This is a genomic window from Streptomyces sp. AM8-1-1 (assembly GCF_032229325.1).
GTDB classification, from domain to species: Bacteria; Actinomycetota; Actinomycetes; order Streptomycetales; family Streptomycetaceae; genus Streptomyces; species Streptomyces achmelvichensis.
This window is the reverse complement of sequence record NZ_CP135086.1, coordinates 4,220,698-4,240,254: the sequence shown is the minus strand read 5'-3', so window position 1 is coordinate 4,240,254 and position 19,557 is coordinate 4,220,698. Positions and strand designations below refer to the sequence as shown.

16 protein-coding genes, 1 tRNA gene and 1 pseudogene are annotated in these 19,557 nt (G+C 70.3%); 11 read left to right on the top strand and 7 right to left on the bottom strand.

Annotated features, from left to right (window positions below; translation table 11 throughout):
* Window positions 1-16 precede the first annotated feature (16 nt).
* From RPQ07_RS19095 to RPQ07_RS19075, 5 genes are all read left to right on the top strand, one after another.
* On the top strand, window positions 17-1,990 hold the full coding sequence (locus RPQ07_RS19095; protein ID WP_313945379.1) for a copper resistance protein CopC: 1,974 nt from the start codon (window positions 17-19) through the stop codon (window positions 1,988-1,990).
* A gap of 7 nt (window positions 1,991-1,997) precedes the next feature.
* Complete coding sequence (efeB, locus tag RPQ07_RS19090; RefSeq protein ID WP_313945378.1) at window positions 1,998-3,230, top strand: iron uptake transporter deferrochelatase/peroxidase subunit; 1,233 nt, start codon at window positions 1,998-2,000, stop codon at window positions 3,228-3,230.
* 27 nt (window positions 3,231-3,257) lie between these two features.
* Complete coding sequence (gene pheA, locus RPQ07_RS19085; RefSeq protein ID WP_313945377.1) at window positions 3,258-4,193, top strand: prephenate dehydratase; 936 nt, start codon at window positions 3,258-3,260, stop codon at window positions 4,191-4,193.
* 609 nt (window positions 4,194-4,802) lie between these two features.
* Window positions 4,803-6,080, top strand: coding sequence for a serine--tRNA ligase (gene serS, locus RPQ07_RS19080; protein WP_313945376.1), 1,278 nt, complete (start codon window positions 4,803-4,805; stop codon window positions 6,078-6,080).
* The gene (locus tag RPQ07_RS19075) at window positions 6,077-6,889 is read left to right on the top strand and encodes an HAD family hydrolase (RefSeq protein WP_313945375.1); all 813 of its coding nucleotides are present in this window, start codon (window positions 6,077-6,079) and stop codon (window positions 6,887-6,889) included. Before serS ends, RPQ07_RS19075 begins: the two co-directional genes overlap by 4 nt.
* Window positions 6,890-7,009: 120 nt before the next feature.
* Here the strand turns inward: RPQ07_RS19075 and RPQ07_RS19070 are convergent.
* The 6 genes from RPQ07_RS19070 to RPQ07_RS19045 form a co-directional block, all read right to left on the bottom strand.
* Window positions 7,010-7,096 (bottom strand) — tRNA-Ser (locus RPQ07_RS19070).
* Window positions 7,097-7,383: 287 nt separating this feature from the next.
* The gene (locus RPQ07_RS19065) at window positions 7,384-8,076 is read right to left on the bottom strand and encodes a hypothetical protein (protein WP_313945374.1); all 693 of its coding nucleotides are present in this window, start codon (window positions 8,074-8,076) and stop codon (window positions 7,384-7,386) included.
* A 294-nt stretch (window positions 8,077-8,370) separates the two neighbouring features.
* Window positions 8,371-9,090 carry an ABC transporter permease gene (locus RPQ07_RS19060; protein WP_313945373.1) on the bottom strand — a complete coding sequence of 240 codons (720 nt, stop codon included), beginning with the start codon at window positions 9,088-9,090 and terminating at the stop codon, window positions 8,371-8,373.
* A gap of 16 nt (window positions 9,091-9,106) precedes the next feature.
* A complete protein-coding gene (locus tag RPQ07_RS19055; RefSeq protein ID WP_313945372.1) occupies window positions 9,107-10,018 on the bottom strand; it encodes an ABC transporter ATP-binding protein in 912 nt (303 codons plus the stop codon).
* A 49-nt stretch (window positions 10,019-10,067) separates the two neighbouring features.
* A complete protein-coding gene (locus RPQ07_RS19050) occupies window positions 10,068-10,970 on the bottom strand; it encodes an ABC transporter permease (RefSeq protein WP_313945371.1) in 903 nt (300 codons plus the stop codon).
* Window positions 10,967-11,932, bottom strand: coding sequence for an ABC transporter ATP-binding protein (locus RPQ07_RS19045; protein ID WP_313948946.1), 966 nt, complete (start codon window positions 11,930-11,932; stop codon window positions 10,967-10,969). Before RPQ07_RS19045 ends, RPQ07_RS19050 begins: the two co-directional genes overlap by 4 nt.
* A gap of 244 nt (window positions 11,933-12,176) precedes the next feature.
* Here RPQ07_RS19045 and RPQ07_RS19040 point away from each other — a divergent pair, with 244 nt between their 5' ends.
* The 5 genes and pseudogenes from RPQ07_RS19040 to RPQ07_RS19020 all read left to right on the top strand — a co-directional run.
* Window positions 12,177-13,019, top strand: a complete 843-nt coding sequence (locus RPQ07_RS19040) for a M24 family metallopeptidase (protein ID WP_313945370.1) — start codon at window positions 12,177-12,179, stop codon at window positions 13,017-13,019.
* Window positions 13,016-14,785, top strand: coding sequence for an SDR family oxidoreductase (locus RPQ07_RS19035; protein WP_313945369.1), 1,770 nt, complete (start codon window positions 13,016-13,018; stop codon window positions 14,783-14,785). Before RPQ07_RS19040 ends, RPQ07_RS19035 begins: the two co-directional genes overlap by 4 nt.
* The gene (locus RPQ07_RS19030; RefSeq protein ID WP_313945368.1) at window positions 14,782-15,699 is read left to right on the top strand and encodes a metal-dependent hydrolase; all 918 of its coding nucleotides are present in this window, start codon (window positions 14,782-14,784) and stop codon (window positions 15,697-15,699) included. The genes RPQ07_RS19035 and RPQ07_RS19030 overlap by 4 nt, the downstream gene beginning before the upstream one ends.
* Before the next feature lie 10 nt (window positions 15,700-15,709).
* Entirely contained in the window at window positions 15,710-16,666 is a 957-nt protein-coding gene (locus tag RPQ07_RS19025) for a MerR family transcriptional regulator (RefSeq protein ID WP_413777842.1), read from the top strand.
* A 279-nt stretch (window positions 16,667-16,945) separates the two neighbouring features.
* Window positions 16,946-17,488: pseudogene (locus RPQ07_RS19020) on the top strand (RNA 2'-phosphotransferase); the annotation flags it as partial.
* 48 nt (window positions 17,489-17,536) lie between these two features.
* Here RPQ07_RS19020 and RPQ07_RS19015 read toward each other — a convergent pair.
* A complete protein-coding gene (locus tag RPQ07_RS19015) occupies window positions 17,537-18,436 on the bottom strand; it encodes an LLM class flavin-dependent oxidoreductase (RefSeq protein ID WP_313945366.1) in 900 nt (299 codons plus the stop codon).
* Window positions 18,437-18,650: 214 nt separating this feature from the next.
* Between RPQ07_RS19015 and RPQ07_RS19010 the strand changes: the two genes are divergently transcribed.
* Window positions 18,651-19,511 carry a Cof-type HAD-IIB family hydrolase gene (locus RPQ07_RS19010; RefSeq protein ID WP_313945365.1) on the top strand — a complete coding sequence of 287 codons (861 nt, stop codon included), beginning with the start codon at window positions 18,651-18,653 and terminating at the stop codon, window positions 19,509-19,511.
* The last annotated feature ends 46 nt before the right edge of the window (window positions 19,512-19,557 follow it).

Genomic DNA, 19,557 nt, shown 5'->3' with positions numbered 1-19,557 from the left:
GGGACTGAACCACGCCATGACAACCACCGCCCCGCGCCTCGGCCCATCCCCGGTCCGACTGCTGCTGGCCGCGACCGTGTTCCTGGGCACGCTCCTCGGAGCGCTGCTCACCGCGGCGAGCCCGGCCGCCGCCCATGCCGCTCTGACCGGGAGCAATCCGAAGGACGGGGCGGTGGTCGCGACCGCCCCCACGGAGGTCACGCTCACCTTCTCCGAGCAGATCGCGATGGGCAACGACTCGATCCGGGTCCTCGAACCGAGCGGCAAGCGCGCGGACAAGGCCAAGATCCGTGACATGTCCACCGGCGGCAAGGTCGGTTACGGCGTCGATCTGCTGCCGGGCCTGCCCGACGGCACGTACACCGTGGCCTGGCAGGCCGTCTCCGCCGACAGCCACCCCGTCTCCGGCGCCTTCACCTTCTCGATCGGGGCGCCCTCCCAGACCGAGGTCGCCCTCCCCGACAACGAAGCCGGCGGCGGCCTGGTCGGCCTGCTCTACGACATCGCGCGCTACGCCGCGTACGCGGGATTCGTCCTGCTCGCGGGCGGCGCCGCGTTCGTCCTGCTGTGCTGGCAGCGCGCCGCCTCCGTCCGCCCGGTCCAACGGCTCGTCGCGTACGGGTGGGTGACGCTGACCGCGTCCACCCTCGCCATGCTGCTGCTGCGCACCCCGTACACCGGCTCCGGAAAACTCGCCGACGCCTTCGACCTGAGCGGGCTGCGGGACGTCCTGGAGACCAAGACCGGGGCCGCGCTCGTCTCCCGGCTGCTGCTGCTCGGCGCGGCCGCCCTGTTCATCGCCGTGCTGTTCGGCGCGTACGCGAGGCGGGAGGACGCGGCCGAGAAGAAGGACCTCACCTTCGGGCTGGCCATGGGCGGCACCGTCGTCGCGGCCGGTGTCGCGGCCACCTGGGCGCTGTCGGAGCACGCGTCGACCGGTATCCAGCCCACCGTCGCCATGCCGGTGGACGTCCTGCATCTGCTGGCCGTCGCCGGCTGGCTCGGCGGTCTCGCCACCTTGCTGACCGCGCTGTACCGGGCACCGTCCATCGAGCCGTCGGCCGTGCACCGCTTCTCCCGCGTCGCCTTCATCTGCGTCGTGACGCTGACGGTGACCGGGCTGTACCAGTCCTGGCGGCAGGTCGGCTCGTGGTCGGCGCTGACCGGGACGTCGTACGGACAGCTGCTGCTGGCCAAGGTGGCGCTGGTCGTCGTCATGGTCGGTGTCGCCTGGGTGTCGCGGCGCTGGACCGCACAGCTCGCCGAGGCGAAGCAGGCCGAGCAGTCGGTGCGGACCGAAGAGGCGGAGACGGAGCAGGCCGAGGCGGAGCCCGCCGCCGTGACCGTTCCCGACGACTCCGCCACGAACGCGGCCGGCTCGGGCGGACAGGGCGAAGGGGCGGACCCCGAACGGGCCGCCCAGCTCGCCCGCCAGCAGGCCGCCGTGGCCACCGCGGCCAAGAAGAAGGCCAGGGACGCGGACCCCGTGCGGTCCGGGCTGCGCCGTTCCGTACTGGCCGAGGCGGCCGTCGCCGTCGCCCTGCTCGCCGTGACCACCGTGCTGACGTCCACCGAGCCGGGCCGTACGGAGGAGGAGGCGGCCAGGATCACCGGCAGCTCCGCCCAGGGTGCCGACGCACCGGCGCCCGGTCCCGCCGAGATCACCCTGCCGTTCGACACCGGAGGCCAGAAGGGCAAGGGCACGGTCCGGCTCACGCTCGGTCCGGCGAGCCCGGGCGCGAACGAGATGCATCTCTACCTCACCGACCCGGCCGGCAAGCCGATGGAGGTGCCCGAGGTGAAGGTGTCGTTCACGCTGGTCGCCAAGCAGATCGGCCCGCTGCCCATCCGGCCCGACCGGCTCCCTGCGGGACACTGGAGCGCGGCCGCGGTCCAGATCCCGATGCCCGGTGAGTGGCAGGTCCAGGTGACCGTGCGGACCTCCGACATCGACCAGGCCACCATCGACAAGAACGTGAAGATCGGCTGATCCACCCGTGAGCGACAACAACATCTCCAGGCGGCGGCTGCTGGGCAGCGTGGGTGCCGCCGGCGCCACCGGACTGGCGCTCGGCGCCGCGGGCGGCGTCGTCTCCGGCGCCACCGCGTCCGACGACACCCTGGCGGCGCTGACCGCGGTCGGCTCCACCGGTGTCCCCTTCCACGGCGAGCACCAGTCCGGCATCACCACCCCCCTCCAGGCGCGCGGCCATCTGATCGCCTTCGATCTGGCGCCGGGGGCGGGCCGGAGCGAGGCCATCGCGCTGATGCGCCGCTGGTCGGCGCTGGCCGCCGAACTGATGGCGGGCCGCCCGGCCGCCGAGGGGGACACGGGGGTCGCCCTGGACGCAGGTCCTTCGTCGCTGACGCTGACGTTCGGCTTCGGCCGCACCTTCTTCGACCGGACGGGCCTGGTGGCGCAGCGTCCGCCGGAGCTGGACCCGCTGCCGGACTTCTCGTCCGACCAGCTCGACGCCAAGCGCTCGAACGGCGATCTGTGGGTGCAGATCGGCGCCGACGACTCCCTGGTCGCCTTTCACGCACTGCGCGCGGTGCAGAAGGCGGCGGGCGCGGCGGCCCGGGTGCGCTGGCAGATGAACGGCTTCAACCGTTCGCCCGGTGCCACCGACAGGCCGATGACCGCCCGCAACCTGATGGGGCAGGTCGACGGCACCCGCAACCCGAAGCCGTCCGAACCCGACTTCGACCGCAGGATCTTCGTCCCCGCGAAGACCGCGCACCCGTGGATGGCCGGCGGCTCGTACGCGGTCGTGCGCCGGATCCGGATGCTGCTCGACGACTGGGAGCAGCTGACGCTGAAGAAGCAGGAGCAGGTCATCGGCCGGCGCAAGTCCGACGGCGCCCCCCTGACCGGCGGCTCCGAGACCACCGAGATCGCGCTGGACAAGACGGGCCCGGACGGCAGGCTCGTCGTCCCCGACAACGCGCACGCCCGTATCGCCGCACCCGAGCAGAACGGCGGGGCGGCGATGCTGCGGCGCCCGTTCTCCTTCCACGACGGGATCGCCGCGGACGGGACGCCGGACGCGGGGCTGCTCTTCATCTGCTGGCAGGCCGATCCGCTGCGCGGCTTCGTGCCGGTGCAGCGCAAGCTGGACCGGGGAGACGCCCTGTCGCCGTTCGTCCGGCACGAGGCGAGCGGACTGTTCGCGGTGCCCGGAGGCCCGCGGGAGGGCGAGTACGTGGGGCAGCGGCTCCTGGAGTCGTGACTCCCGCGCGCCCATTAGGGTGACCGTATGTCAGCCACGCGCTACACCTATCTGGGTCCCGAGGGCACGTTCACCGAGGCCGCCCTCCGTACGCTCCCGGAAGCGGCCACCCGCGAGCTCGTTCCGATGGTGTCCGTGCCGGCGGCTCTGGACGCCGTGCGGAACGGGGACGCCGCGGCGGCCCTCGTCCCGATCGAGAACTCCGTGGAGGGCGGTGTCACCGCCACCCTCGACGAGCTGGCGTCCGGCGAGCCGCTGATGATCTACCGCGAGGTGCTGCTGCCGATCGCCTTCGCGCTGCTGGTACGGCCGGGCACCAAGCTGTCCTCGGTGAAGACGGTGACCGGGCACCCGGTCGCCCAGCCCCAGGTGCGCAACTGGCTGCGGAACCATCTGCCGGACGCCCTGTGGGAGTCGGCGGCATCCAACGCGGACGGTGCGCGGCTGGTGCAGGAGGGCCGGTACGACGCGGCCTTCGCGGGGGAGTTCGCGGCGGCGACCTACGGGCTCGAGCCGCTGGTGACCGAGATCCACGACGCGGAGAACGCGGAGACCCGGTTCGTCCTGGTGGGCCGGCCCGCGAGGCCCGCGGCACCGACCGGCGCGGACAAGACGTCGGTCGTCATCTGGCTGGGCGACGACCACCCCGGTGCTCTGCTCGAACTGCTGCAGGAATTCGCCGTGCGCGGGGTCAACCTGATGCTCATCCAGTCACGGCCGACGGGCGCGGGCATCGGGAACTACTGCTTCGCCGTGGACGCCGAGGGCCATATCTCCGACCGGCGGGTGGGCGAGGCGCTGATGGGCCTCAAGCGGATCTGCCCGAAGGTGCGCTTCCTCGGTTCGTATCCCCGTGCGGGCGTCGCACCACAGGACGTACGGGCACTGCGGCGGGGCACCTCGGACGAGGAATTCACGTCGGCCTCGGACTGGCTGGCGCGCTGCCAGGACGGCCGGGCCTGACACGAAGCCGCTCCGCCCTGCCCGCGGCCTGACCGGAAACTGTCCTACCTGCTGACTTTTCGTTGTCCACAGAAGTTATCCACAGGCCTGGGTCTCGACCTGGGGACAAGTCGACAACACCATCCGACATGGTCGACAAATCGGCCCAGTCACCCCACTTCCATCCACAGGGCAGCAGGTCGCCCATGTCATCCGCTCGTCACCTCCCTTTCATTGATCAACTCTTTGGAGCGAGCAATTCCCACCCGAATGAGTGTGTGGGGTGGGTTTGGGAGGGGAATCCCTCGGCTCGTACGAAGCCCCAGGAATGATCACTTCCGCCGTCCACAGTTCTCCCACACAGCCTGTGGATAACTTTCTGAGGCACCGCACCCCTGTGGACAACAGCAGGTCAAGTTCCGCGCCCCGCAAGGGAAGTGGGTCAATTCCCCTCTTCACGGAATGCCCCGTTTCGGCGAATAGCGGCTTGTCCATTGACGATTGGCCCCGGCATTGACGGTGGACCCGGCGATTCACCCGGCAGCTTTCCCAATTCCGGCAATCCGGACAAAGTGACACGCGCGGTATATCGATGGCGTTGCGGTGAGTGGGCACCGGTAGCCTGGTGGGGTGATTGACCTTCGCCTGCTCCGTGAGGACCCCGACCGTGTCCGCGCCTCCCAGCGCGCCCGTGGAGAGGACGTCGCCGCCGTCGACGCCCTGCTCTCCGCCGACGAGCGACGCAGGTCCTCCGGCGTCCGCTTCGACGAGCTGCGCTCCGAGCAGAAGGCGCTCGGCAAGCTGATCCCGAAGGCTTCTCCCGAGGAGCGCGCCGAACTGCTCCAGCGGGCCGAGCAGCTGAAGACCGAGGTCAAGGCGGCGGATGCCGCGCAGGACGAAGCCGACGAGGAGACCAAGCGGCTCCTGCTCCAGCTCGGGAACCTCGTCCACCCGGACGTCCCGGTCGGCGGCGAGGAGGACTTCGTCGTCCTGGAGACGCACGGCACCATCCGCGACTTCGCCGCCGAGGGCTTCGAGCCCAAGGACCATCTGGAGCTCGGCGAGGCGCTGGGCGCCATCGATGTCGAGCGCGGGGCCAAGGTCTCGGGTTCGCGCTTCTACTACCTGACCGGAATCGGCGCGCTGCTGGAGCTCGCCCTGGTCAACGCGGCGATCGCGCAGGCGGGCGAGGCCGGCTTCGTGCCGATGCTGACCCCCGCGCTGGTCCGCCCGCGCGCCATGGAGGGCACCGGCTTCCTCGGCCAGGCCGCGGAGAACGTGTACCACCTGGACAAGGACGACCTGTACCTCGTCGGCACCTCCGAGGTGCCCCTCGCCGCGTACCACATGGACGAGATCATCGAGGCCGACAAACTGCCGCTGCGGTACGCGGGCTTCTCGCCCTGCTTCCGCCGTGAGGCCGGGACGTACGGCAAGGACACCCGCGGCATCTTCCGGGTGCACCAGTTCGACAAGGTCGAGATGTTCTCCTACGTCGCTCCCGAGGACGCGGAGGCCGAGCACCAGCGTCTCCTGGACTGGGAGAAGCAGTGGCTGACCGGTCTGGAGCTGCCGTTCCAGGTCATCGACGTCGCCACCGGCGATCTCGGCGCCTCGGCCTCGCGCAAGTTCGACTGCGAGGCGTGGATCCCGACCCAGGGCAAGTACCGCGAGCTGACGTCCGCGTCGAACTGCGACGGCTTCCAGGCCCGCCGTCTGTCGGTCCGTATGCGGGACGGCAAGAAGGTGCAGCCGCTGGCGACGCTGAACGGCACGCTGTGCGCCGTGCCGCGCACCATCGTGGCGATCCTGGAGAACCACCAGCTCGCCGACGGTTCGGTGCGCGTACCGCCGGTGCTGCGCCCCTACCTCGGCGGCCGGGAGATTCTGGAGCCGATCACCAAGTGAGCTCGGCCCCGCCGCTCCCGTACCGGCTGATCGCCACGGACCTCGACGGCACGCTTCTGCGCGAGGACGACACCGTCTCGCAGCGCACCCGCGACGCGCTCGCCGCAGCCACCGCGGCGGGTGCCGCGCACATCGTCGTCACCGGACGCGCCGTGCCCTGGACCCGGCACATCCTGGACGACCTCGGCTACGAAGGCCTCGCGGTCTGCGGGCAGGGCGCGCAGGTCTACCACGCCGGTGAGCACCGGCTGCTGACCTCCGTGACGCTCGACCGGCAACTGGCGGGTCTGGCTCTGGCCAAGCTGGAGGCCGAGGTCGGCCCGCTGGCCCTGGCCGCGAGCCGGGACGGTCTCGACGGCGAGGTGCTGGTCGGCCCCGGCTACCGCGTCCAGGAAGGCCCGCTGCCCGTGCTGGCCTACGAGGACCCTGCCGAGCTGTGGTCCGCCCCGCTGAACAAGGTCTACATCCAGCACCCCGGACTCGACGACGACGCCCTGACCAGGGTGGCCAGGGCGACGGTCGGCGGACTGGTGGACGTGGTGATGGCGGGCCAGGGCGTGGTCGAACTGCTGCCGCTGGGGCTGAGCAAGGCGACGGGTCTGTCGCTGGCCGCCCGTCGGCTGGGACTGAAGGCCGCGGACACGATCGCCTTCGGCGACATGCCGAACGACATCCCGATGTTCGCGTGGGCGGCGCACGGCGTGGCGATGGCGAACGCGCACGAGGAACTGAAGTCGGTGGCGGACGAGGTCACCTCGCCGAACGACGCGGACGGCATCGCCGTGGTCCTGGAGCGCTGGCTCGGCTGACGCGTTCGGCCGGTGCGGGGCGTGCGGCGTGGAGGCCGAGGTCCGCGTCGGCCGGGGTGCGGCGTACGGCTTTCGGCGAAGGCCGCCGGAAACGACCTGCGTAACGGGGCCTGCGTACGGCGGAGGATGCGCGGATCGAACGCGCGCGGGGCTCCCGCCCCGACGACGGCTTAGCAAGCCGCTGCCTTACCACTCGGCCAATCCTCCGGGACGGGGCGGCCCGCGCAGATGCGCGCTCGAAGCGGCCGCCCCCGGACAGCTGCTCGCGGGCGGCGTGGAGTCTCGGTGGCTACTCCAGTGCCTGCCCGGCGCTGCCCTGACGGGAGCTCGACGGACTCGTACTCTCGGTCATCGTCGCGCTCCTCTCCCGGTAGGTGGTACCGATCGCACTGGTGTGCCCCGGCCCGACCACTGTGCCGGGCCGGGGCGGTCCCGCGCCACCGAATTACCGGCGGCGCGGGCACTGCGTCCCCGCGGTCATTGCCGCGGTTCGGTCAGCGGCGCCTGCGACGGCGCAGATCCCTCAACTGACGGGCGAAGTCGTCCATCCTGGCGTCCATGCGCAGCATGTCGTCGGACAGTTCGCACAGTCGGTTGCTCATCGCCCCGACCACGCGGTTGGTGGCATCCAGCCGCTGGTCCAGGGAGTCGAGCCGCTGCGACATCCGGTTGAGCACCGGGCCGAGTTCGCACAGCGCCGTGCCGACGCCGGCGAGGCACTGTTCGACCGCGGTGACACGCCGGTCGAGTGAGGCGTGGGCCTCTCGCCAGCCCTCCTCGGCATCGAGGAGATAGGTGCGGACGCGGCGGGCGATGTCACTGTCGCGCAGGAGCATCGCGATGTTGAGCACCGTCCGGCGGGTGAAGAGGGTGAGGCTGGAACGGCGCTGTGGATAACTTCCCGCCCCGCTCGCGGATGAGAGTGACAACTTGTCACTCTGATATTCCCGCAGGTCAGAGCCGCGCAGCACGCGCATCCCGTTCTCGGTGAGCTCCTCACGATGCCGCGAGGTCACCTGCCTGACGACCTCTGTGGATACTTCGAAGTACCGCGCAACGCCCTCTGTGGATACGTGCACGTTGTCAGGGAGCAGAGCGAGCGCCTTGACCTTGTCGAGTGCTTCGACACACCCCTGGACGCTGTCGCGCATCGCGCGCGATTCGAGCAGGGCACCTTCTGGTGGCATGAGCATGCCTTCTGTTCGGGGAGCTGACAGTGGACAGCCCTCTCCCCGGGCACAGGGGTGGAGGTCGGCTCACGGTGCAACTCACTCAATGACCGTTCCGGGCGCAGTCCCTGCCCTCACGGCAATCCCCGACTTCACGAACTCTCGACGCCACTCACTCCAGTTGCCTCCACGCACCGAGGACAACGAGCCGATAAACGTACAGTTACGCGAAATGCGTCGGCCCCCGCCTGTCCTGGCGGGGGCCGACGCACCTGGCGATGTCTCCGGTGTGGTCTCCGGGGTCGCTGTCTCTCACTCCTCGCCGGCGAGCTTCAGCACCCGCAGCTTCTGGCCCGCGTACCACGTGGCCGCGACCGTGACACCGGCGAGCAGCACCGCTGCCAGCGGAAGCCCGACGTCCGAGCCGATCAGGCCCTCGCCGCCGATCTTCTCGGCGAGCGCGAGCGCCCACTGCTGGACGCTCAGGGTGCGGGCGCCGGGCACCAGGCTGCCGAACAGCGTCTCCCACACCAGCGCGTAGACGAGACCGATGACGACCGCGTGCCGGCTGACCGTGCCCAGCAGCAGGAACAGCGCGCTGTAGGCGATCGAGGCGACGAGTGCCGCGACCGTGTAGGCGATCGCGACCTGCTGGCCGTTGCCGTTGAGAATGAACCCCGCGATGAGGGTGGGGATGGCCGAGAAGGCCATCGTCACGGCGATCGCCACGATCAGCTTGGTGAAGATGATCGTCGGCCGCTTCACGGGCTTGGCCAGCAGATAGACGATCGAGCCGTCGTCGATCTCGGGACCGATCGCCCCGGTGCCTGCGATGACACCGATCAGCGGCACCATCGTGGCGATGGCGAAGCCGCCGAGGACGTCGGCGGCGACCTGGTCGTCGACGCCGTTGAAGCTCCGTACCGCCACCGCGATGACGAGCAGCAGGGCGGGTAGGACGAACAGGATGGCTGCCCGGCGCCTGCCGAGCACGGCCCGATAGGTGAGCCGGGCGACTGTGGGGTTGTACATGACGTCACAGCTCCTTTCAGGCCGCTACGAGGTAGGAGAAGACCGACTCGAGGGACTCGTCCGAGGGCGAGACCGTGAGGAGCCGGATGGAGTGCTCGCGGGCGACCCGCGGCAGCAGCTCGGTGAACCTGCCGAAGTCGACGGCCTGGATGCGCAGCGCGCCCTCGGCGAGGTCGACCTCGATGCCGGCCGTCGACGGGTCGGCGATCAGGGCCGCGGCGAGCGCCCGGTCGTCGCTGGACCGTACGAGATAGCGGTGCGGCCGGTCCGTCATCAGTCGGCGGATCTTCCGGAAGTCACCGGACGCGGCATGCCGTCCGGCGACGATCACCTCGATGTGGGAGGCGAGTTGCTCGACCTCCTCCAGGATGTGCGAGGAGAACAGCACGGTGCGCCCCGCGGCGCCCATGCGCCGCAGCAGATCCATCAGCTGCATGCGCTGACGCGGGTCCATACCGTTGAAGGGCTCGTCGAGCAGCAGCACCGACGGGTCGTGGACCAGCGCGGACGCCATCTTCACGCGCTGCCGCATGCCCTTGCTGTACGTCGAGATCTTGCGGTCCTGCGCGTACTCCATCTCGACCGTCGCGAGCGCCCTCTGGGCCTCGTTGGCGCCCAGGCCGTGCAACTCGGCGTTGGCGACGACGAATTCGCGGCCGGTCAGGAAGTCGTACATCGCTTCCCGCTCCGGTACGACGCCGATCTGGCGGTAGACGGACTCGTTGCGCCAGATGGCATGGCCGTCGAGCGTGACGCTTCCCGTGGAGGGGGCGAGGAAACCACCCATCATGTTGATGAGAGTGGACTTTCCGGCGCCGTTCGGGCCGAGCAGACCGGTGACGCCGGGGCCGACGGTCATGGTCACGTCGTTGACGGCCACGACATTGCCGAACCACCGCGAGGTGTGCTCGATGTTCAGAGTGCTCATGGGCGCAGCCCATTCCTTAGGAGGGTGGTGGTGGGCGACGGGCGGGCGGTCACAGCCCGACCTTTCGGTAGCGGCGCATCAGGACGGCGTACGAGCCGGCGACGAGCGCGAGGACGACCAGCAGATAGACCACGCAGGCACCGGCGCCCGGTCCCGCTTCGCCCGGGAAGGCGGAGGTGGCTCCGAGGAAGGCGGTCTGCACGCCGTCGATGAGGGTGACCGGCGAGAAGAGGCCGAGCCACTTGATCGCGCCGGCCGAGCCGGTCTCCCAGGCGATGGCCTGGACGGTGGAGACGGCGCCGTAGGTGATCGTGAACGTCGCGATGACGGCGGCGACACCGAAGCCGCGGCGCGGTGTGAGCGCGGCCATCACCAGGCCGAGTCCGCCGAAGAGCACCGAGAGGAGCGCCACCGAGACCATGCCCTGTGCGAAGCCCTTCGTCTGGTCCATGAAGTCCATCTTGGCCAGCAGCGAGCCGACGTAGAGGATCACCAGCGGCGCCGCGGTGAGGACGAACAGCGCGGACGCCATCGCCCCGTACTTCGCGAGGACGTAGTCGATCCGCTCGATCGGGCGCGAGAAGTACAGCGGCACCGTCTTGAAGCGCAGGTCGCGGGAGACGGACTGCGGTGCCTGCGCGGCCAGATAGAGCCCGATGACCGCCTGGGTGACGATCGCGTAGCGCGTGTAGTCGAGGGGGAGGTCGTTCATCTTGGTGGTGACGGCGACCGCCACGATGATCGCCGCGGGCACGCACATCACCGCGAAGAGGATCATCGGCAGCACCTTGGACTTCGCCGAACGGCCGAGGCCGTAGGCGCCGCGCAGCGACTGCGAGTAGAGCGAGCGGCGTGCGTAGGCACGGCCGAGGCGCTGGCCCTCGTAGTTCCGGTAGCCGATGTTGTGGATACGGGTGGTCTCGGGGACCGTTCCGGACAGCTCCGTGCTCATCGGGCCTGCACCTCCATCGCCTGTGCCGCTGCCTCCGGGCGGAAGACCTCCGCGATGTGGTGGCGTCGCTGTTCCATCCGTACGAGGCCGAGGCCGAGGCCCGCGACGGTGTCGCGCACGACGTCGTACGTCTCTTCGCCCGTGGCCTCGATCAGCAGGATGTGGCCGGCTCCCGGCAGTCCCTCCTCCACGCCCGCGTGGAGCGTGATCCCGGCGGCTGCCAGTGCCTCACGGAGCGTCGCGGTCCCGTCGGGGTGCTTGTCCGTGTCGGTGACCTCGACCGCGAGGGTCGTGGTGGTCTGGGTGAAGTCGCTGGTGGAGCTGGACCGCAGGAGTGCGCCGCCGTCGATGACGACGACGTGGTCACAGGTGCGCTCGAGTTCACCGAGGAGGTGCGAGGTGACCAGGACCGAGATCCCGAAGTCGGTGTAGACGCGCCGGATGAGGCCGAGCATCTCGTCGCGGCCCACCGGATCGAGGCCGTTGGTCGGCTCGTCCAGGAGGACCAGCTTGGGGTCGTGGACCAGGGCCTGCGCGAGTTTCACCCGCTGTTTCATGCCGGTCGAGTAGCCGCCGATGGGGCGGTACCGCTCCTCGTAGAGGCCGACATGCCGCAGGGTGTCCGCGGTGCGCTCGCGGGCGGCCGTCGCCGGCAGCCCGGACATGCGCGCCATGTGGACGACGAACTCGGTGGCCGAGACGTCGGGCGGCAGGCAGTCGTGCTCGGGCATGTAGCCCACCTGCTCACGGATGGCGCCGCCGCTGGTGGCGACGTCGAGGCCGAGCACCGCGGCCCGGCCTTCCGTGGCGGGGGACAGACCCAGCAGGATCTTGATCAACGTGGACTTGCCGGCTCCGTTGGCGCCCACCAGGCCGGTCACACCGGGTCCGATGTCCAAGGAGAGCCGGTCAAGAGCGGTCACCCGGGGGAACCGCTTGCTCAGGCTTTCGGTCGCGATCACAGTCACAGTTCGAAGGTAGTGGTGCACGACACAGGGAGCGTCAGCCCTGACGGCTGTATCCGTGTCCGACTCCAGAGGTACGGACCCGTAGGGGCATGCGACCTCAGTGCCCCCGGGACGTCGGGGGACGGCGGTGTTTTCCACAGGCTTCGGCACGGGTCTTGACGTAGCCGCCGGGCATTGTCACATTCATCAGTGTCAAGTTACGGGCACGTACTGCATCCGACACGGGACGGACAGTGGCATGACCTCAGCAGTGGCAGGCGAACTCACCGCGGAGCTGCGGGGGTTCAGAGACGTGCAGCGGCTCGCCTACGACTGCGCGGAGGCGGTGGCGGCGCAGCTCAAGCCGGGCGTGACCGAGCGCGAGGCCGCGCGCATGCAGCGCGACTGGCTGCGGGAGCGCGGGGTGCGGGACTGGTTCCATCTGCCGTTCGCCTGGTTCGGCGACCGCACGGCCTTCGTCGGCTTCCGGGTGCCCCTTCAGTTCTTCCCCACGAACCGCGTGCTCGAGCCGGGCATGCCCTTCATTCTCGACATGGCTCCGGTGCACAGGGGCTTCACCGCGGACATCGGCTATTCGGGCTGTCTCGGCCCGAGCCCGCTGCACAGCAAGCTGCTCTCCGATCTCCAGGCACACCGCGAGCTGATTCTGCGCGAGGTGCGGGAGCGGCGATCGCTGCGCGAGATATACGAGGACGTGGAGCGCCTCATGGTCCGCCAGGGGTACGCCAACCGGCACCGCGCGTATCCCTTCGGCGTGATCGCCCACAAGATCGACCGAGTGAAGGACCGGCGCTGGTCACCGAGCCTCTTCGGCTTCGGCACCCAGTCGCTGAAGGGCCTCGCGAGCGACGCGCTGCACGGTCATCGCGACGGCTGGTCACCACTGTGGAGCCCGTACAAGTTCTCCGACCACCCGCCCCGTCCGGGGCTCTGGGCGGTCGAACCGCACCTCGGATTCCGGGGCACGGGCGCGAAGTTCGAGGAGATCCTGGTGGTCACCGACTCCAGGGACCCCGAGCAGAGCGCGTTCTGGCTGGACGACGATCTGCCGCATGTGCGGCGCTGGGCGGAGGACGCGTGAGTCTCGAAGGGGCGCGGGAGCGCTGGGTGCGTACGGGAGGAATCGAGCTGTGCGTCGCCGAACTGGGCGACACCGACAGGCCGACGGTCCTCCTCGTACACGGATACCCGGACAGCAAGGAAGTGTGGTCCGAGGTCGCCGGACGGCTGGCCGACCGCTTCCATGTGGTGCTGTACGACGTGCGGGGGCACGGTCGCTCGACCGCGCCGACCCCGCTGCGCGGCGGCTTCACGCTGGAGAAGCTGACGGACGACTTCCTCGCCGTCGCCGACGCGGTGAGTCCCGGCCGGCCGGTGCATCTCGTCGGGCACGACTGGGGCTCCGTGCAGGGCTGGGAGTTCGTCACGCTGGAGCGCACAGAGGGGCGGATCTCCTCCTTCACCTCGATGTCCGGACCGTCGCTGGACCACTTCGGGCACTGGATCAAGAAGCGGATGAGCCGGCCGACCCCCCGCAGGGTCGGACAGCTCCTCGGCCAGGGCGCCAAGTCCTGGTACGTGTACATGCTGCATACGCCGGTGCTCCCCGAGCTCGCCTGGCGCGGACCGCTCGGCAGGCAGTGGCCGAAGATCCTCCGGCGCATGGAGAAGCCGGCCGCCGGCGACTACCCGACACCCTCGCTCCCCCAGGACGCGGCCCACGGCGCCTGGCTGTACCGCGACAACGTCCGTGCCCGGCTCCGCCGCCCCCGTCCCGACGCCTACGCCCACGCGCCCGTGCAGCTCATCACGCCGACCGGGGACTTCTTCCTGTCCGAGCGGCTCTACGACGACCTGGGCACCTGGGCACCGCAGTTGACCCGCCGGACGCTGCCCGCCCGGCACTGGATCCCACGCACCCGGCCCGACCAACTGGCCTCTTGGATTGCTGAGTTCGTGACCCAGCACGAGGGCAGTCCGGCGGGCACGGCGGCGCCGGTGAGTGCGGCCAGGGGCGCCCACGCCGAGCGGTTCGGCGGACAGCTCGTCCTGGTGACGGGCGCGGCCAGCGGCATCGGACGGGCGACCGCCTTCGCGTTCGCCGAGGCCGGGGCCCGGGTCGTGGCCGTGGACCGGGATGCGGAGGGCGCGGCGAGGACCGCGGAGATGTCCCGGCTCATCGGGGCTCCCGAGGCCTGGGGCGAGGCGGTGGACGTCAGCGACGAGGAGGCGATGGAGAAGCTCGCCGACCGGGTCGCCACCGAGTACGGAGTGGTCGACGTCCTCGTCAACAACGCGGGGATCGGTCTGTCCGGCTCCTTCCTCCAGACCACGTCCGCGGACTGGAAGAAGGTCCTCGACGTCAATCTGTGGGGTGTCATCCACGGCTGCCGGCTCTTCGGGCGGCACATGGCCGAGCGGGGACAGGGCGGCCACATCGTCAACACCGCGTCGGCCGCCGCCTATCAGCCCTCCAAGGCGCTGCCTGCGTACAGCACCTCCAAGGCCGCGGTGCTGATGCTCAGCGAATGCCTGCGGGCCGAGCTCGCGGGCAAGGGGATCGGGGTCTCGGCGATCTGCCCGGGCTTCGTCAACACCAACATCACCTCCACCGCGCGCTTCGCCGGCGTCGACGCGGCCGAGGAGCAGCGGCGCCAGAAGAAGTCCGCCCGGCTCTACGGTCTGCGCAACTACCCGCCGGAGAAGGTCGCCGACGCCATCCTGCGCGCCGTCGTACGTAACCAGGCGGTGGTGCCGGTGACGCCCGAGGCCCGCGGCCTTCGCTTCATGTCCCGTTTCACGCCCAGGACTCTGCGCGCGATCGCCCGGCTGGAGCCGCCGCTGTGAGCACCGAGGAGCAGACCGGTCACCATGCCATCACCCCGCGGCGGGTCTCGTTCGACTGGGACGGGACCCCGCTGCACTGGATACCGGACGAGCCCGTCGCGACCCATGTGATCAATGTGCTGCATCTGCTGCTGCCCGCCGGGGAGCGGTGGTTCGTCAAGGTGTTCAAGGAAGCCCTGCCGTTGGTGTCGGACCCGGTGCTGCTGAAGGACGTCAAGGGCTTCATGGGGCAGGAGGCCACTCACAGCGTGCAGCACTCCCATGTGCTGGACCATCTGGCTGCCCAGCGGCTCGCCACCGAGGACTTCACCCGGCACGTCGACTTCCTCTTCGAGAAGCTCCTCGGCGAGACACCGCCGTTCAACGCACCGGTGCCGAAGCGGGAGTGGCTGCGGTTCCGGCTCTCGATCATCGCGGCGATCGAGCAGTTCACCGCGGTGCTGGGCGACTGGGTGCTGCGCGCCGAAGGGCTCGACCGTGCGGGCGCCGACGAGATCATGCTCGACCTGCTGCGCTGGCACGGCGCCGAGGAGGTCGAGCACCGGGCTGTCGCCTTCGACATGTACCAGCACTGCGGAGGCTCGGGGCTGCCACGCTACGCACGCCGCATCGAAGGCATGGTGGTCACCACCCCGGTGCTGCTGTGGCTCTGGGCCTGGGGCACGGCGTATCTCATCCGTCACGACCCCGAACTGGCGGGCCGGCTGCGCTACTCCCTGCGCGAGCACAACCGCGCGGTCGCCAGAGGGCTGCTGCCCACCTGGCGCGAGCTGGGCGCCGCGATACCCCGCTACTTCCGGCGGTCGTACCATCCCTCGCAGGAAGGTTCGCTGCGCAGGGCCGTCGACTATCTCGCGACCTCGCCGGCGGCCCGCGCCGCGGCGGGGGCGGTGGGCCGCGCCGCCCTGTCGTAGGCGGTCTGTCATCGAGGGAGCGGGCGTGTCCGAGCAGTCAGTCGCCGAGTACCGCATCGAGGATCTCGCGCACCGCAGCGGCGCCACGGTCCGTACGATCCGCGCCTACCAGGACCGCGGGCTGCTGCCCAAGCCCGAACGGCGCGGCCGGTCCAACGTCTACGGCTCCGCCCATCTGGCGCGGCTGCGGCAGATCGCCGATCTGCTCGACCGGGGCTACACCCTGGCGTCGATCAAGGAGTTGCTGGAGGCCTGGGACGCGGGCCGGGGGCTCGGCGGAGTGCTCGGGCTGGTCGCCGAGGTGCAGGGCCCGTGGACCGACGAGGAGGCGGCCCGGATCACCCGGGACGAGCTGAACGCCAAGTTCGGGGGGAAGCCGGACGATGCCGCGGTCGCCGAGGCGGTGGAGCTCGGGGTGCTGGAGGCCGTGCCGGGGCGGGACGACGAGTTCCTGGTCCCCAGCCCTCAGGAACTTGCTGTGGCGGCCGAGTTGCACGCGGCCGGGGTTCCGCTCCGGGCAATCTCCGGTCATCTGAGGGAACTTCGCGGCCAGGTGGAGCACATCGCTTCGCGTTTCCTGGAGTTCACCACCGAGCACGTCTTCGCCCGCTATCTCGGGCACCGGCCGCCGACCGACGCGAATGCGGCCGAAGCGGCGTCGCTGGTGCGACGACTCCGTCCGCTCGCACAGCAGACGGTGGATGCCGAACTGGCGCGCGCCATGCGTACGTTCGCCACCCAGCACCTGCAACTCCACCTGACGTCGGAGGGTCCTCTTCCCGTCGGCTCCGAGGCGCGTTCCGTCGCCCTGCCGACGGAGACGATCCTGGCCGTACAGGCCCTGGTTGGCGCGGAGCATGCGGCAGCGTTTATCACCGCGGCGACCGAACGGGAGCTTCAGGCAAGGACCTTGGATGCTCTGGCGTCAAGGACAGGCGACACCAGTGGACTTGGCCAAAGCACGTAAAACGAACAGGAGTTGTCCACAGAATCGTCAATTCCCCTGTGGATAACCACAGTTGGCTGTGGATCAAACATTCGCAGCGATTTTTCTGGGTGGCGGCGAGGGTGATCGGCCGGGCACGCTGACCGCATGAACGAAAGACCCGACAAACGATCCGACGGACTATCCGACAAGCGAGACCGATCCGACAAGCGAGACTCCGCGCGCGGCCGGCCGGTCGCCGAGCCGGAGCCGTCCGGAGCCGAGCACGGCTCCGAGCCCGACCGGGGCGGCGCCGAGCCCGACGAGCGGCGCACCGTGAAGGTGTCGAAGTACCTCTCGAAGCATCTGCGCCATCAGCCGGAGCGGATCGGCATCACCCTCGACGAGAACGGCTGGGTGCCGGTGGACGAGCTGATGCGCGCCGCGGCCGCGCACCACTTCCCCTTCACCCGCGCCGAACTGGACCATGTCGTCGCCGTCAACGACAAACGGCGCTTCACCATCGACGGCACACGTATCCGCGCCAACCAGGGCCACACGGTCGAGGTCGACCTGGACCTGCCCCCGGCCGAACCTCCCGCGTACCTCTACCACGGCACGGTCGCCGCGCATCTGGACGCGATCCGCGCCGAGGGCCTGCGTCCCATGCGCCGCCACCATGTGCACCTGTCGCCGGACCGCGAGACGGCGACGCGGGTCGGCGCGCGCCGCGGCCGCCCCGTCATCCTGTCCGTGGACTCCGGGGCGATGCACCGCGCGGGCCATGTCTTCCGCGTCAGCGCGAACGGCGTGTGGCTGGCGGAGGCCGTCCCGACCGAGTTCCTGCGGTTCCCCGGCGCGTAGGTCCGTGCGCTGCGTCCGGGGTGCGTGGGTCCGGCGACTCAGTGCACGTCAGCGCCGCAGCTGCGCGAGCCCCTCGGTCGCGATCTGCTCGAAGACCGCCTGGTCGGCGGCGAAGTCCGAGTCGGGGATCGGCGCGTGGATCGCGATCTCCGTGAAGCCCAGCTCGAAGTGCTTGCCCGCGAAGTCCACGAAGGCGTCGAGCGAGGTCAGCGGCGTCCCGCGGTCCGGTGTGAAGCCGGTGAGCAGGATCTTGTCCAGGTCCGCCACGTCCCGGCCCGCTTCCGCGCACGCCTTGCCGAGCTTGTCGATCTGCCCGCGGATCGCCTCGCGGGACTGCGCCGGAGTGCCCGTCTCGAAGATCTTCGGGTCGCCCGTGGTCACCCACGCCTGGCCGTGCTGCGCCGCGAGCTTCAGCCCGCGCGGCCCGGTCGCCGCCACCGCGAACGGCAGCCGCGGCCGCTGTACGCAACCAGGGATGTTGCGTGCCTCGACCGCCGAGTAGAAGGTCCCGTCGTAGGTGACGGAGTCCTCGGTCAGCAGCCGGTCCAGCAGCGGTACGAACTCGGCGAAGCGATCCGCCCTCTCCCGCGGGGTCCAGGCCTCCTGCCCGAGCGCCGTCGCGTCGAAGCCCATGCCGCCCGCGCCGATACCCAGCGTGACCCGCCCGCCGGAGATGTCGTCGAGGGAGATCAGCTCCTTGGCGAGGGTCACGGGGTGCCGGAAGTTCGGCGAGGTGACCAGGGTGCCGAGGCGCAGCCGGTCGGTGGCGGCGGCAGCGGCGGTCAGCGTCGGGACCGCGCCGTACCAGGGGCCGTCGCGGAAGGTGCGCCACGACAGGTGGTCGTAGGTGTAGGCGGTGTGGAAGCCGAGCTGCTCGGCTCGCAGCCACTCGTCACGGCCGCCGTCGTGCCAGGGACGGACAGGAAGGATCACGGTGCTCAAACGCATGCCTTCGAGCGTACGTGGCCCCGAGGACTCCTCCGCCCGGACCCGGGAACTGCTCCGTCCCGCCCCGGGGAAGTCCTCCGCCCGCCCGGAATCACCCCGCCCCGCCGGGGGAATCCCGCGGCTCTTCTCGGAGAATCCCCCCGGTCACGCCCAGCTGCACTCAGATGTGCGCCCTGTCGCACGCACGTGCGCGGGCGTACGGGAGAATGGATCGGTGACCTCAGCTACCGATTCCTTCCCGCCCGTCGTCCCCCGGCTGATCGCCACCGACCTGGACGGCACGCTGCTGCGCGACGACAAGTCCGTCTCGGAACGCACCATCGCCGCCCTCGCGGCCGCCGAGGAGGCCGGGGTAGAGGTCTTCTTCGTCACCGGCCGCCCGGCCCGCTGGATGGACGTGGTCAGTGACCATGTCCACGGTCACGGCCTGGCCATATGCGCCAACGGCGCCGCCGTCGTCGATCTGCACGCGGGCGGGAAGGTACTGGAGGTCCGGCCCCTGGAGCGGGACATCGCCCTCGACGTCGTACGCACCCTGCGGGACGCCGCCCCCGGGACCTCCTTCGCGGTCGAGACGACCGTCGGCATCCACTACGAGCCTCAGTACCCGCCGTTCTTCCTCGACCCCGGCGCGACCGTCGCGACCGCCGAGAAGCTGCTCCACGAGGAGGAGCCCGGCTCCGCCGCCCCGGTGATCAAGCTGCTCGCCCACCACCCCGATCTGACGCCCGACGGGTTCCTCACCCTGGCGCGTACGGCCGCGGGCGACCGTGCGTCCTTCACCCGTTCCAGCCCGTCCGCGCTCCTGGAGATCAGCGGCCTGGGCGTGAGCAAGGCCAGCACCCTCGCGCTGTGCTGTGCCAAGCGCGGGATCTCCTCCGACCAGGTCGTGGCCTTCGGTGACATGCCGAACGACGTGGAGATGCTCACCTGGGCGGGGACCTCGTACGCGATGGGCAACGCCCATCCGGACGTGATCGCCGCCGCTTCGGGGCGGACCGTGGCCAACAACGAGGACGGGGTGGCGGTCGTCATCGAGCGCATCCTGCAGAACCTCCCGCCCGAGGGCGTCTGAGCACGTTCGCGGCGAGGCGTCCGGGGTGTCGAACCCGTGTCGAACC